Annotated in this window: 13 protein-coding genes and 1 pseudogene; 2 read left to right on the forward strand and 12 right to left on the reverse strand. The window is 63.7% G+C overall.

From position 1 onward, the window contains the following. Positions 1-350 precede the first annotated feature (350 nt). On the reverse strand, positions 351-488 hold the full coding sequence (locus V1289_RS37210) for a hypothetical protein (RefSeq protein ID WP_334403748.1): 138 nt from the start codon (positions 486-488) through the stop codon (positions 351-353). A 386-nt stretch (positions 489-874) separates the two neighbouring features. Between V1289_RS37210 and V1289_RS37215 the strand changes: the two genes are divergently transcribed. Further along, positions 875-1,102, forward strand: a complete 228-nt coding sequence (locus V1289_RS37215; RefSeq protein WP_334403750.1) for a hypothetical protein — start codon at positions 875-877, stop codon at positions 1,100-1,102. Positions 1,103-1,322: 220 nt separating this feature from the next. On the opposite strand, the gene V1289_RS37220 is transcribed toward V1289_RS37215, so the two are convergent. After that, on the reverse strand, positions 1,323-2,519 hold the full coding sequence (locus V1289_RS37220; RefSeq protein WP_334403752.1) for an Enamidase: 1,197 nt from the start codon (positions 2,517-2,519) through the stop codon (positions 1,323-1,325). Between the two features lie 159 nt (positions 2,520-2,678). Here V1289_RS37220 and V1289_RS37225 point away from each other — a divergent pair, with 159 nt between their 5' ends. Further along, complete coding sequence (locus V1289_RS37225; protein WP_309183450.1) at positions 2,679-3,452, forward strand: ferredoxin--NADP reductase; 774 nt, start codon at positions 2,679-2,681, stop codon at positions 3,450-3,452. 188 nt (positions 3,453-3,640) lie between these two features. Here V1289_RS37225 and V1289_RS37230 read toward each other — a convergent pair whose 3' ends face one another. The 10 genes and pseudogenes from V1289_RS37230 to V1289_RS37275 all read right to left on the reverse strand — a co-directional run bounded on the left by V1289_RS37230 (position 3,641) and on the right by V1289_RS37275 (position 14,416). Further along, a complete protein-coding gene (locus tag V1289_RS37230) occupies positions 3,641-4,258 on the reverse strand; it encodes an Isoquinoline 1-oxidoreductase subunit (RefSeq protein WP_334403755.1) in 618 nt (205 codons plus the stop codon). Positions 4,259-4,260: 2 nt separating this feature from the next. Beyond that, positions 4,261-4,775: pseudogene (locus V1289_RS37235) on the reverse strand ((2Fe-2S)-binding protein). Further along, a complete protein-coding gene (locus tag V1289_RS37240) occupies positions 4,772-7,549 on the reverse strand; it encodes a xanthine dehydrogenase family protein molybdopterin-binding subunit (RefSeq protein WP_334403757.1) in 2,778 nt (925 codons plus the stop codon). The pseudogene V1289_RS37235 and the gene V1289_RS37240 overlap by 4 nt, the downstream one beginning before the upstream one ends. Before the next feature lie 82 nt (positions 7,550-7,631). Beyond that, a complete protein-coding gene (locus tag V1289_RS37245; protein ID WP_334403759.1) occupies positions 7,632-8,720 on the reverse strand; it encodes a hypothetical protein in 1,089 nt (362 codons plus the stop codon). Positions 8,721-8,870: 150 nt separating this feature from the next. Beyond that, positions 8,871-9,647 (reverse strand): sulfur oxidation c-type cytochrome SoxA, encoded by a 777-nt coding sequence (gene soxA, locus V1289_RS37250; protein WP_334403761.1) that lies wholly within the window; start codon positions 9,645-9,647, stop codon positions 8,871-8,873. Then, on the reverse strand, positions 9,644-9,964 hold the full coding sequence (soxZ, locus tag V1289_RS37255) for a thiosulfate oxidation carrier complex protein SoxZ (RefSeq protein WP_309183457.1): 321 nt from the start codon (positions 9,962-9,964) through the stop codon (positions 9,644-9,646). The genes soxA and soxZ overlap by 4 nt, the downstream gene beginning before the upstream one ends. Next, the gene (locus tag V1289_RS37260) at positions 9,964-10,443 is read right to left on the reverse strand and encodes a SoxY-related AACIE arm protein (protein ID WP_334403764.1); all 480 of its coding nucleotides are present in this window, start codon (positions 10,441-10,443) and stop codon (positions 9,964-9,966) included. The genes soxZ and V1289_RS37260 overlap by 1 nt, the downstream gene beginning before the upstream one ends. A gap of 12 nt (positions 10,444-10,455) precedes the next feature. Continuing rightward, a complete protein-coding gene (gene soxX / locus V1289_RS37265; protein ID WP_442896220.1) occupies positions 10,456-10,881 on the reverse strand; it encodes a sulfur oxidation c-type cytochrome SoxX in 426 nt (141 codons plus the stop codon). Positions 10,882-10,903: 22 nt separating this feature from the next. After that, positions 10,904-12,178 carry an FCSD flavin-binding domain-containing protein gene (locus tag V1289_RS37270; RefSeq protein WP_334403768.1) on the reverse strand — a complete coding sequence of 425 codons (1,275 nt, stop codon included), beginning with the start codon at positions 12,176-12,178 and terminating at the stop codon, positions 10,904-10,906. A 51-nt stretch (positions 12,179-12,229) separates the two neighbouring features. After that, positions 12,230-14,416 (reverse strand): xanthine dehydrogenase family protein molybdopterin-binding subunit, encoded by a 2,187-nt coding sequence (locus V1289_RS37275; protein WP_334403770.1) that lies wholly within the window; start codon positions 14,414-14,416, stop codon positions 12,230-12,232. Between the last annotated feature and the right edge of the window lie 3 nt (positions 14,417-14,419).

The following is a 14,419-nucleotide window of genomic DNA, read 5'->3' on the forward strand; positions in this document are numbered from 1 at the left end:
GCGAGTGCCGCCGGCTGGGGTTCGCTTGTGGTCACCATACTCCTCAATGGCATCAGGTGAAAGGAACGATGCAGGGGCCAGGCCTGCGACAATCAGCGCACCACGATCTCCGGCACCCGCGTCACCGCTGGCGTGTTGCGGCTGCGTTGCGTCCACACGATGCCGTCGATGATGTCATGCCGATGCCAGGGAGGTCGCCGAGTTGGATCCCAGCCGTCCGGGCCGGCGCGCCACCGGTTTTACCAGCGATCGAACGTGAGTGACGCGGGTCTGTCTTGTGAACGCGATTAGCCGTCCGGTGTCTGATGCTATCGCGCCGCGCTCACGCGTAGCGCTGCTTGCGGGCGCGCTCATTCCCTGCGGTCATGCTGCGCGCTGCCGACGGCATCATCCGATGGGAATATGCTTTCGTATATCGCGCGGGCCTCGCGGATCAAACGGGTTCGCTCGAGCTCGGATTTCGGGACAAAACGGATGACTTCACCCATGGGGTTCTCCAAGGCTGGAAAAACATTCCGCCAACAGCTGGTTCTAAGTCTTCAGAGTTGGAAGACCTACTCCCATCACAAGAACTTATTTCTGGATGGGTGGCGCCCTGTGAAAAACCCACCTCTTTTCGGGGGCACCGGAGAAAAAATCAGTGAGTGTGGGGTGTCGTTTCCGATGTAGGCGGCGCGAGGCCGAAGGCCCCGGGGCCGATGGGTTCCGATGACCGTGTTCTTACGGGTCGTAATTGGCAAACAGCTTGCGATGGGTGTGTCAGCTGTTCGGCATCGAGGCTCTAGATGTGCCGAACTAAGCCATTGGGAGCACGCAAATGAACATACAATCTCGTTTCGAGACAGCGCGCGAAAGTGCAGTACGAGAGGTCGCAGTGATTAGTAAGATACTGGCTGATCTTGTTCGCACCGTTCAACTGATCGAATCCGACATCGCAGCCGAAGAAGAGCGCGCCGGGGTTTCCGACCGATCCGACGCTAAGTATCCGATACTGGCGAGGACGCTGATCGAGCGGCGCGACAATCTCAAGATGACCATTGCCGCCCTTGAACAGCGTCACACCGAGCGAGCTCGGCACGCGCAAGCGGCAACCGCGGCTTAAAGGCACAAAAAAGCCGCCGCTGGGGTTGGCTCAGCGGCGGCTTCTTCCGTTACGAGTCCCTATTGCGGTCCCGTCCCAAGGGGTTACGCGGCGCCAAGATAAAAGCAAAACCGCCGGAGGTGGATTGCTTCGCGGAGCCAGTCATCGGGCGCGCATTGGCGCGACCCGGTGGCTCGCAATGACGACCCTGCCGTTTCCTGACATCAAACCGGCGGATGGATCAGTGCCCGACAATCTCCGGCACCCTTGTCGCCGGCGGCGTGTTGCGGCTGCGCTGGGTGCGGACGATGCCGTCGATGATGGTCATGCCGATGCCGGGGAGGTCACCGAGCTGGACGCTGTGCAAAATGTTCTTGCCGGGCGAATGCTGCGCCATGTCCATGATCACGAAATCGGCTGAGCGGCCAATCTCGATGATGCCGCAGTCCAGCGCCCGCATCCGCGCGGTGTTGCCGGTGGCGAGGCAGAAGGCGATTTCGGCAGGCAGATCGCCGAGCGATGACAGCAGCGAGACCATGCGCAGGATTCCGAGCGGCTGCACGCCGGAGCCGGCCGGTGCGTCGGTGCCGAGAATGACGCGGCTGAGATCGCCCATCTCGCGCGCGGTTCGCAGCGTAAACAGCGCCGAGCGCTCATTGCCGTTGTGAACCAGTTCGAGGCCGCGCTTGCAGCCTTCGCAGATACAGCGGATCTGGTCATCGGGCAGGGCGGTATGGCCGCCATTAATGTGGCCGATCACGTCGGTATCGGCCTCCAGCACCACGTCCTTGTCGATCAGGCCGGAGCCGGGAATTGAAGGTCCGCCGGTATGGATCGTGCTCTGGATGCCGTATTTGCGCGCCCAGCCCACCATTTTCCGCGCGGTCGGTCCATCCTTCACGCCGCCGAGCCCGACCTCGCCGAGCAGTTTGACACCGGCTGCGGCCAATTCCTTGAAGTCGTCCTCGACCATTTCGTTTTCGATCACGGGCGCGCCGGCATGGATTTTCACGCCGCCAGGGCGCAGCGTCCAGAACGAGCGCTGCGCAAAGATAGCCATCGCCTTGACGCCGACGACGTCGCGCGGCCGGCCGGGCATATGAACCTCGCCGGCGGAAATCATCGTGGTGACGCCGCCATGCAGGTAGCTGTCGATCCAGCCGATCTGGTTCTGCCGCGGCGTCCAGTCGCCGGCGACGGGATGGACGTGGCTGTCGATCAGGCCGGGCGCGACGGTGGTGCCGTTGGCATTGACGGTGGTGGTGGCGTCATCGGTGTTGACGTCCTTGAAGCGTCCGATCGCAGTGATTTTTCCATTCTCGGCGACGATCGTGTCGGCGTCGAGGATTGGCTTTTCCATGGCGCCGGAAAGCAACAGCCCGATATTGCGGATCACCAGCTTGCTCGGGCCAGCGGTCTGGGGGGCGTCATGGGCCATCACTTTATCCTTCTTGTTCAGTGCCTTCGCAGGGCGCTGGCAACCATCTTGCGCGCGGCTTGACACTGGGATCAAGCCGGATTATTCATTCGTATACAAACGAATGTATACGAATGAATTGAGCGTCGCAATCGGCCTTCGCAGCGTGGGATCGGCAGCATGAGCAATTTCAACCAGGAAAGCGTTTTGAGCGTCCATCACTGGACCGACACGCTGTTCAGTTTCACCACCACCCGCGATCCCTCGTTCCGGTTCCGGAACGGCGAATTCACCATGATCGGGCTGAAGGTCGGCGAGAAGCCGCTGCTGCGCGCCTACAGCGTCGCCAGCGCCAATTACGAGGACACCCTCGAATTCTTCTCGATCAAGGTGCCGGACGGGCCGCTGACCTCACGCCTCCAGCATTTAAAGCAAGGCGACGAGATCATCGTCAGTCGCAAGGCCACCGGCACGCTGGTGATCGACAATCTCGAGGACGGCCGCAATCTCTATCTGATCGGCACCGGCACGGGCTTGGCCCCGTTTCTCAGCGTGATCAAGGATCCCGAGACCTATGAGCGTTTCGAGAAGGTGGTGCTGCTGCACGGCTGCCGCCGCGTCAAAGAGCTCGCCTATGGCGAGATGATCACCGAAAAGCTGCCGAACGACGAACTGATCGGCGACCTCGTGCGCAATCAGCTGATCTATTATCCGACCGTGACGCGCGACCCGTTCCGCAACCGTGGCCGCATCACCGACCTGATCAACTCCGGCAAGCTGTTCGGCGATATCGGGCTGGCGTCGCTCGAACCCGAACATGACCGCGTCATGATCTGCGGCAGCCCGGCGTTGGTTCACGACACCCGCGCGCTGCTGACCGGTAAGGGCTTTGTCGAAGGCAACCACGGCGAAGCCGCGCAGTTCGTGGTCGAAAAGGCGTTCGCGGAGCGTTGACCGACCTCATCCCGAGGAGCCGCGCAAGCGGCGTCACGAGGGATGGGCCACGGGCCTCATGGTTCTCCCGGCGATGCGAAGCATCGTCCGGAGACGCACGAAGACGCGCTCCTCAGGATGAGGTCTAAGACCTCATCCTGAGGAGCGTTGCGTCAGCAGCGCGTCTCGAAGGATGAAGCCACGCGCAATTATTTCGCCGGACACGCGGCGCCGGTTTTCACCCAGGCTTCCACCAGTGCGCCGGCTTCCTTCTGCGTGCCGGGCGCCGGCGAGCGGCCGAAGCCGGGATGCCAGGCCCAGCCGACCAGCGTGTCGGCACCGATGTGATGAATGAGGTCTTCGACCTTGCGGCCGCCGTTGCGGGCGGGATCCGTGATCTGGGCGCAAATCTCGGCGATCGTTTTGCCTTCCCACGCCATCTCGCGGGGCGCCAGATGCCATTCCGGATGGCCCGGCATCCGGCCGGGATCGAAATTGGCATTGCCGTGACAGATCGAACACCGCATCGTCTCGGTGCCATGCCCGTCGGGACCGCGCGCGACCGGCGGCTGGTGCAGCCGGCTCGCATCGGTCTGGTGCGGATGATCGCCGGCGGGATGGCAATTCGTGCAGCGCGGATGCGTCAGCACCTTGCCGAGTTCGGTGAACATCGCCGCCGACCGCGCGGCGGTGTCGGCGATCCCGGCAAAACTTTCGGGCGAAGCGAGCGTGTGCGAAACGGGTTGCGAAGCCGCGTAGCCGGTCAACATGCTCAAACCGATCGCCGCGACCGAAACCAAAATCTGAAACCGGGTTTCTGATTTCATGGTCAGGCCAGATAACGTTTGGGATCGGCGAGAACGACGTCACGCACCGCCTCGTGGTATTTGATGTAACCAGTGCAGCGGCAGATATGCCCGTCGAGCGCCTCGGCGATGGTCATTTCGAGTTCGTCACGCGCCACCGGCTTTCGCGCCAGCCGCTCCAGCAAGACCTGGGCTTCGTTGAGGAACCCGGCGGTACAGTAGCCGCACTGGAACGCGAAGTGTTCGATGAAGGCCTTCTGGAGCGCGGTCAGTTCGCCGTTTTTGGCGTGGCCCTCGACCGTCCGGATCGCCTTGCCGTCAAAACTTATCGCCGACACGACACAGGTCGGGCTGGTGTAGCTGGTGCCGTCCGGATTATCGATGATGACGGCGCAGCTCAGGCATTGCGCTGCGCCGCAGCCGAACTTGGTGCCGGTCATTCCGAGATGCTCGCGCAGAAAATCGTTCATGGTCAGATCGTCGCGCACCTCGGTCGGGCGAGCGCGCGGCCGTTGATGGTGATGGCAAGCCTCGTCACGCGATCGCTCCCTTGAGCATGGCTTGGGTGACCGGCAGCGACTGGAAGCGGTGGCCGGTGGCATCGAAGATGGCGTTCAGGATCGCCGGCACCACCGGGACCATCACGACTTCCGCCATGCCCTTTGGCGGCTCGTCCGGCGTCAGCGGCGGCAGCATCTCGATCTCGAGGTCGTGTAGCGGCAGATCCGATCCCCGCGCCACCAGATATTGTCCGAGGTTCCATTGGCCATTGCCGGGGCCGCCCTCGTAGGGCGGCAAATTTTCCAGCAACGCATAGCCGACGCCCATCGCGAAACCGCCTTGCGACTGACCGCGCACGATTTCCGGCACCAGCGGCTGCCCGCATTCGAGCACGCTGTAAGCCTTGGCGATGCGCAGCGCGCCGGTTGTGCGCTCGATCTCGACGCGGACCAGCGTGCCGCACATCGAGGTATAAACGTTGCCGCTCTGGTTGTTATGGGTCGGCGGAAACAAGACACTGACGCGGTCGAGAGCCGCGAAATTTCCGCCGCCCTTGCGCACGGCAAGCGCATCGATCTCCGCCCGGTATTGCTCGCTACCGAACTGGAAGCGGGCGCGCGACCAGCCCCAGCGGGAAAAGCTGTGGGCGATGGCGCCCGTCACCAAATTGCGGGCATGCGCGGCCGCAGCCACCGCCGGCAATTCCAGCGGTGTCAGGCCGGGCAGGCTGAGCTGCCCGTCGTTCCAGCGCGCTTTCGCGAATTCCTTCGCCCGGGGATCGGTGGACGGAATGTGCCAGAGTTCGAGCGCCGCCGGCCACAGGCCGTAACGGAAAATGACCCGCGCGGCTTCGGCGGCCGCATGCGTGCCGACATGCGCGCCGATCGAGGCGCTGGTGGCCGAGCTGATCGCGGGCACCCAGCGCGGATTCTTCTCCGCCGCGTCCTGCGTCTTCTGGTCCATGGTGTAGGGATCGCCCGAGCTGATTAACCCCAGCGCATCGTAGGTATCGACCCGCGCCACCGATACTTCGTCGGCGACGCCGCCGAGGTGGATGGCGACACGGTTGGCCAATGCGGTTCCGATGCCGTTACCCATCTCGACATGATCGCCATAAATCGAGATTTCGCCGTCCGCGCCGATCTCCACACGCCCGAGCGAAGCGTCGCCGCCGGTGCCGTAATCCTTGGTGACGCAGGCGACACCGGTGCCGACGAGGATTCCGCCGGACTGCAGGCGCGCCTTTTCCTCCGCTCGCTGCCGCCAGATCGGATGCATTTCGAGCTTGTCCAGAATCTCGGGCGTGCGAACCGAGACGGTGTACAGATTTCCCATCATGGTTCGGCCGTTCGACTTGAGCGCATTGCGCCGCCGGAACTCGATCGGATTGAACGGCAAGGCGGATGCCGCCTCATCGATCAATACTTCGAGCGCCGTCAAGGTCTGCAGCGTTCCGTAGCCGCGCATCGATCCCGCGGTGACGCCGCGGGTATGAACCGCCACCGTGGTGACGTCGACCTTGGGGATGTCATAGATGCCGATCGCTGCAGTAGCGCCGACCACCGCGACGTTGGCCGAAAAATTCGCCATGCCGCCGCCATCCAGCACATGGTCGGCGGCGAACGCCCTGATCTTGCCGGTCGCGCGGTCGATCCCGATCTGCGAGCGCATCTTGAACGGATGACGTTTGATGCCGCCCTGAAACTGCTGATAGCGGTCATGCGCGAGCCGGACCGGCTTGCCCGGAAAGAACATCGCCGCGAGCGCGACGTAGAGCACGAAGGACGTGTGATCGCGCCCGCCGAAACCGCCGCCGAGATAGGTGAACTGCGTATTGATGCGCGCGGGCTTGAACGGCGCGCGGGCCTTGCCGAGCAGGAACGCAATCGACTCGGTGGCCTCGTAAGGTCCCTGAACGCCGAGCACGAGCTCGAGTCTTTCGTCTTTCCTGTCGTACCAGCCGAGCCCGGCTTCCGGCTCCAGGAACATCGGGTCGACGGACTGGGTCTCAAAGGTGCGGTCGAGCACCAGCAAAGCTGGATTTTTCGCATCGAGTTCGGCGCGGATCTGCTCGCCGTGGACCGCGGCTTTGCCATAGGGCGCTGCAGTCTCCTTCGCGTAGGATGACCAGACCGGAAGTGCGGTGTTCTGGATGCGCCCCGGTGTCACCCAGCCGGCCTGGATCGGGGAGTAGACGTCGGGAGACTCGGGCGTCGGCCCGGCCACACGCGTGAAACGGAAGGCGCCATAACTGGGAAGGTCGACGGGGCCGGTTTCTTCGCCGAATTTCACAAACGTGCCATCGCGCAGCGCCAGCCGCGCCCGGTCGAACGCATCGAACTGCTCGAAGATCAGCAACGCCACCGGCTGGCCCATATACAGCGGCGTCTTGCCGATCGGACAAAATAGATCACTGGCATAGAATTCGGGAACGCGAGTGCCGATTTTCGCAAGGTCTTCCGCCGTCACCACCACCGATGGCTTTGATGCGCCGTTCAGGCGCGCGAGATCCATGCCGAGGTAGACATGCGTGGCACCGGGCGCGCGGACCAGGATCGCGTGCGATGTGGCAGCCGGCCATCCCGGCAGATCGGCGGCGCGAAAATCGGAGGCGTAGAGTTTTGCGCCGGTGACCTTCGCGACGCCGTCGATCCGTCCGGCGCCATTGGCCGCAGGATTCCAGCTCCCACGTCCCGGCAGCGTCGCGCGCGCCGGAAACCCGGTCGGCTCCATCGCCTCCAACCGCGACAGGCTGAGCGCAATGCCGCTCGCCGTCACCCACTTCACGAACTCACGTCGCGAAGGCCGCATAGCGCTACCTCTCGGTCCACGCCGAGACGGGCGCTGGACATGAAAGCCGTCGATGCACGAATCACTCGTGCATCCAGCGAGACTATCGCAAGTCGGCGATCGATGCGGGGCCGGGGCCCGGCGTGATCAATGTCGGCCACTGCTTCGAGCCGAACGGCACCACCGGCGGCAGGAACGTGGTCATGCCGCGCTTTCCGGTCTCGGCTGCGATCGCGACCCGCGCATCGCCGCCCATCAGCTCATAATCCATCAGATGATAATTGCCAAAGAACAGCGAGCCGACCGAGCGATCCGCGATGATCCGCGTCAGCGATTCCAGCATGTCCGCCGGCGTTGTCGTAAAGGAGACGGTTTCGATCAGCAGCAGGCGGTCATTGATCGCCTCCGGACCGAAGAACTGCGCGAGCACGCTGAACAGCACGTTGTTCTGCCGTGCCACATAGATCGTATTGCTGGCGCCATAGGCCTTGTCCCAGTCGGCGCCGAGTTGGGCCTTCCAGTCGGTCAGCACATTCATCCAGTGTTCGACCTGGGTCTGCGCCGCCCAGGAAACGTTCTTGGCCAGGAACGGTGCCTGCTTCTTGCCGAAGGCCTCGAGCGTCGCAAAGGGGATCACGCCCTTGGCAACGCACTCATCCATGAAGGCGATGTTGTTCTGCAGGATGGTGCGGTTGTTGTCGCGCCAGCCGGGCTCCATCGGCGTGAGGTCCAGCCCGTCGAGCGCCGACTGCATCCGGCTGCGGTAAGCCAGCATCGCGCCGCGCCAGGATTTGTCGTCCGCGTTGTCGACGTAGGGGCCGACAACCTCGGCCAGCGCCATCGTGCTGTGACCGACCGATTTGAGCAATTGATAGACGATCGGCACCTGCGGCGCTTCCGTCGGCGCCATTCCCGGGCGGTAAAGGATCATCCTGCCGCCGGCGCCGGAAAACAGCGCCAGGATCACCGGATGCTTGCTGAGAACATTCTGCTGGAAGATTTTTGCAGCGTCGCCGTACAGGTCGAACATGCCGGTGTTGAGCGCCAGCATGTCCTTGGTCGCGATATCGGCTGACGTCGACGCGGTCTTGCCTGCGATCGGCGCCATGTAGGATGGAAGGGTCTGGGCGTTGGCGACCGCACTGCAACCGAACAGCAAAATCGCAATCGCCAGGGACGGGCAGCGCATCATGGCCACACTCGTTGCAAGGTTAAGCTGTGATTGTTATTGATTCGTACCTTGAGTGCAGTATTCGGTGATTGATATTTTGCGCAAGCGATATGTGCCCCGATTGGCTGCGCTGGTTGCGATATCATTGATGCCATCCGTAAAATGGCGTGCTTACGGCCGCACCGCCGGCGCCTCGACCAGCATGCCGCGCGCGCGCGACATCAGATAGAGCTCGAGCTCGACCAGTTCCGGCGCGCCGTAGTCGTAGGCCTGGGCGCGGATGCCCGTGATGCAGGCGCGCAGGCGCCGTTGCAGCGATCCCAGCGACTGCCACTCCAGCCGGTAGAGCGGATAGCCGGTCGGATGGGCCTGCGTGATCGCCGATCCCGCCAGCCGCTTGTCCCAATTATCGTCGTGGCAATTGGTGCAGCCGAGATTGAGCTGTCCCTGCCGCTGCATGAACAACTCGCGTCCCTTGGCGAGGAACGGTTCGAGCTGGGGGGCGGCGCCGGTCTCGATCGCAATGCCGCGCGACTGCTGCGCGACCAGGGCGGTAAGCGCCAGCAGACCGCGGCTCTCGTAAGGAAGCGGCGACGCCTGCTGATGGTTGGTGCGGCAGAGATTGATGCGCTGTTCCAGATCGACGGGGCGGCCGAGCGCCTTGTCGAACGCGGGATAGCGGGCAGCGACGCCCTTCATGGTCGCGCGGGCCTCGCCGTGGCAATCGGCACAAGCCTTGTCGGCGGTGCCTACCTTGCGCTTCCACAGCGCTTCGCCGTCGAGCACCCAGAGCATGCCGGGATTGGCGGTGTCGTCGTCCTGCATCGCCCTTGTGTCCGGCGTCATGAAGCTGTAGCCGGAGCGGCGCTGGTCCTGCGGGATATCCGCGGCGCGAACGGCGCCGGCCGTCAGCAGGGCAGCAAGGGCTATGATCCCGGCAAATCTCATTCGACGGTAATCGAGGCGGAGGCGGTTTCGGAAAAGCCCTTGTCGCCGATCCACTCGAATTCGAATTTTCCGCTCTCGGTCGCGGTGGTGAAGAAGGTGATGAACGGGTTGGCGGCAATGGCCTGAAAAAGGTCGGCGCGGAAGATCTCGGTGCCGTTGTAGCGGCAGCTAAAGCTCGTGATGATATCGCGCGGCACGACTTCGCCTGACGCGAGGTGGCGATAGCCGGTCTCCATGATGTGCGACATCAAGGTCTTGATCTCGATGATATCGCCGCGTTTTGCCGTGCGGGGTACGTTGATGAGGGCTGAAGGCATCAGATCACCTCCTCGGTACAGGCGGCCAGCGTCACCACGACGTCGACGCTGACGGACCAAAACGTATCGTCCGACAGCCGCGCGATGGCGACGACCTTCTGGCTGTCGGCGAGCCGGATGCGGGTCGAGACCTGCGCGCGGCCGGCGTGGGGGCCGAGATAGAAATTGCCGATATTGGGCTGCGGGTTCTTTTCGTTGAAGACGTGAATGCTCTTGACGTAGTTGTCCGCCGTCATCGGATTGGCGACACTGACCGTCATCGGCACCGTGTTGCCGTTCTCGACCAGCGGCGGAATGTCGAGCTTGACCTTTCCGGTCCGCACCGCGGCTTCGCCTACCACGTTCCGGATCGCGGTGGCGAGCATCGCCGGCGTGGCTTCGGCGGGCCGCAGCGTCACGATGGGGACAGCGCCCAGCACGGCCGCGCCGCCGGCGAGGCTGAGAAATTGGCGGCGTGTCGAATCGTGGGGCTGGTGCATATTTGCTTCCTATTAGCGCAGCGTTGCCAGATACGCCACGATATCCTCGATCTGTTCGGCCGACAGGATCGGCTTGTCGCGCCAGGCCGGGCCGACACGATTGAGGCCCTCGACCCGATAATAGGACGGCATGATCGTCGCGGCATTGAGGCGGGAGGCGTCGACCAGTCGCAGCCGAAGCTGGCCCTCCGACCACCGGCTGCCGGAACCCGCAAGGCTCGGCGCCAGATCGCCCTGGAACTTCACTTCGGGAAATGGGCCGTTGTGGCAGAGGATGCAAGTGTTTGACCGATCGATGACGAGCGCGCGTCCGCGTGCAACGTCGCCTCGCGTCGTCGTAAGCGATTCCGGAATGGCGTCGCCGACGATGGCATAGGGACGCAAGGCCTGCGCGCCGGCCGGGCAGGGCAGCGCAAGCAGCGCCGCCGCGAACCACATCCCAATCATCAGGATTGCCGACCTAGCCAAAGGCGTCCACCGTGATCGTCTTGAACCAGTTTTGCGCTTTCTCGGCTTCCTGCTGGCGCACCTCGCGCGGGGCATCGACCGGGCTTGTGTTGACTTCGACCTCGGCGAACTGGTCCTCTTTGGGCTGATAGATCCCCGACAGCGAGAACGCGTAGCCGGGCGCGACCGTATTGTAGCAGGCGCCGTTCAGCCGGGGCATGTCGGGCGATTTGCCGGAAATCAAGTTCGCGATAACGGCCGCGCAGGCGTTGCCTTGCGCATTGGCGGCCGATGCCGATTTCGGAATCTGTCCGGCGATGCAGGCGTCGCCGATGACGTGAGCATTGGGCAGGAGCTTTGAGCCAAAGCTGACGGGATCGATCGGGCACCAGCCGGTGTTGTCGACGGCGCCCGCGATCTCGGCGATGCGGCCGGCCTTCTGCGGCGGGATCACGCTGGCGACTTGCGCCGTGTAATTGCCGAAGTCCGTGACGATGGTGCCGGTCGCCGGATCGACCGAGGTGACCCGTCCGCCCTGCGACAGCGCGATCCGTTCAATCATGCCGGGATACAGTTCCTTCCAGGCGGCTTCGAACAACCGCTGCTGCGAAAAGCCATCCTTGGCGTCGAGGATCAGGATTTTCGAGCGCGGCTTTTTGGTCTTCAGATAATGCGCGATCAGGCTGGCGCGCTCGTATGGCGCGGGTGGACAGCGCAAAGGTGCGGCAGGCACCGCGATCACGACAACGCCGCCGTCCTCCATGGCTTCGATCTGCTTTCGCAGCAGCGTCGTCTGCTCGCCGGCCTTCCAGGCGTGCGGCATCTTGAGGGATGCCGCTTCGTCATAGCCGGGCAAGGCGTCGAAGCGCAGGTCGATGCCGGGCGCCAGCACCAGGCGGTCGTAGTTGACGGAACTCCCGTCGGCCAGGCCGACCGTGCGCGCGTGCGGATCGACCTTTGCGGCGGCCTGCGGGATCACGGTCACGCCTTCGGCGGCGATTTTGTCATAGCCGAATTGCTGCGCTTCGATTTCCCGCAAGCCTGCGATCACCTCATTGCTGAACGGGCAGGCGGTAAAGATGCGGTTCGGCTCGATCAATGTCACCTGCAGCCTTGCATCGAGCTTCCGCAACGCCCGCGCGCAGCTCGCGCCGCCAAAGCCGCCGCCGATCACGACAATACGCGCGGCGGATTGGGCGAACGACGGACACGGCAACGCCGCAGCCGCGGCAGAGGCGGCGATGCCGCGAGCGACAGCTCTGCGCGTCGGCCGGCCCGTGACGTCCATAAGCACAATCCGAAAACCGGAGCGGCGGCCGTGAGGCCGCCGCTCGCTGCGTCAGGCGAAGGTGATGTTCTGGTCCCTCAGCGGCACCGAACGGATGCGTTTGCCCGTTGCCGCGAAATAGGCGTTGAGCACCGCCGGTCCGGCGACGCAGATGGTCGGCTCGCCGACGCCGCCCCAGAAGCCGCCGCTCGGCATGATGATTGATTCCACCTTCGGCATCTCGTTGATGCGCATCGAGTTGTAATTGTCGAAGTTGGACTGTTCGATCCGTCCGTCCTTCACGGTGCAGCCACCGTAGAACAGGCCGGTCAGCCCGTAGACGAAGGAGCCCGCAATTTGCCGTTCGATCTGCGCCGGATTGACGGCGTAGCCGGGGTCGGTGGCGGCGACGATGCGATGCACTTTTATCTTGGTGCCATCGGTGACGGATATCTCCGCAGCCCCCGCGACGTAGCTGCCATAGCCCATGTGCTGGGCGATGCCGCGATAGACGCCTTGCGGGGCCGGCGTATCCCAGCCGATTTTCTCGGCCACGGCGTTGAGCACCGCGAGATGCTTCGGATGCTTGGTCATCAGCTTGCGGCGGAACTCGAGCGGATCCTGTCCGACCGAGTGCGCCAACTCATCCATGAAGCATTCGAGATAGATCGCATTGTGATTGACGTTGACGCCGCGCCAGAAGCCGGGCGGGACGTGCGGATTGCGCATCGAGTGATCGACCAAAAGGTTGGGAATCGAATAGCCGATCGCCGCCTCGCCGCTGGCATTGAGGCCCTGGAACGCGACCGGGTCCTTGCCGTTGACCAACGCCTCCGGACGCAGACTGAACAGGATCGACTGCCCGGATATGCGCATACGCAGGGCGATCAGATTGTTGTCGGCGTCGAAGGCGCCGGTCATCTTGCATTGCGTGATCGGGTGATACAGGCCGTGCTGCATGTCCTCCTCGCGCGACCATAACAGCTTGATCGGCGTGCCCGGCATCTGCTTGGCGATCAAGACCGCCTGGCGGACATAGTCGGTCTGGCCCCGGCGGCCAAAACCGCCGCCGAGCATCAGCTTGTGCACGTCGCATTTGTCGGCTGGCAGGCCGGAGGCTTCCAGCGTTGCGGCAAACGCCGCTTCGCCGTTCTGGGTGCCGCACCAGACCTCGCATTTATCTGACGTGTAGAGCGCGGTGGCGTTCATCGGCTCCATGGTGGCGTGGTTCTGGTAGGGATAATTGTAGACCGCCTCGACCTTCTTGGCGGCGCCGGCGATGGCCGCTTTGACGTCGCCGTTCTGGTTGCCGACGAAGGCCTGCTGCGAATCGTCGAGCCCTTCACCCAGCCATTTGGCGATCGTGGCACTCGAGACTTTGGCGTTGTCGCCTTCGTCCCAGACGACCGGCAGCGCGTCGAGCGCGGTCTTGGCGTGCCACCAGGTGTCGGCGACGACGGCGACCGCGCTGTCGTTGACCCGCACCACCTTCTTGACGCCCTTCATGCCCATGACTTTGGCTTCGTCAAAGCTCTTCAGCTTGCCGCCGAACACCGGGCAATCCTTGATCGCGGCGTTGAGCATGCCGGGCAGCTTGAGGTCGATGCCATAGACCGTCTTGCCGGTCGTCTTGTCTGCGGTGTCGAGCCGCTTCAAGCCTTTGCCAACGATCTTCCAGTCCTTGGGATCCTTCAGCTTGACGTCGGCCGGCGGGTCGAGTTTGGCGGCGGCTTCCACCACCTTGCCGTAGGTCGTGCTTTTGCCCGACGGCGTGTGGGTGATGACGCTGTTGGCCGCGGTGCATTCCGAGGCCGGCACCTTCCATTCATTGGCGGCGGCCTGGATCAGCATCACGCGCGCGGTGGCGCCGCCCTTGCGGACATATTCCTGGCTGGCGCGGATGCCGCGGCTGCCGCCGGTCGAAAAATCGCCCCAGGCGCGCTTGCGGGCGACGCTCTGGCCGGGCGTCGGAAATTCGGTCGTGACTTTCGACCAGTCGCATTCGAGCTCTTCGGCAACGAGTTGCGCGAGGCCGGTGAGGGTACCCTGTCCCATCTCGGAACGGGCGATACGGATCACGACGGTATCGTCGGGGCGGATCACCACCCAGGCGTTGACCTCAGGCGCGCCGTCGGCGGCGCGCACGACGGTCGGACCGCCGAACGGAAGATCGAGGCCGAGTGCAAGACCGGCGCCCGCGGTGGCGGTTCCGATCACGAAGGCGCGGCGATTGAGTTTGGGCATGATGTGCTGGTTCATGGT

Source organism: Bradyrhizobium sp. AZCC 2289, assembly GCF_036924615.1.
Taxonomy (GTDB): Bacteria; Pseudomonadota; Alphaproteobacteria; order Rhizobiales; family Xanthobacteraceae; genus Bradyrhizobium.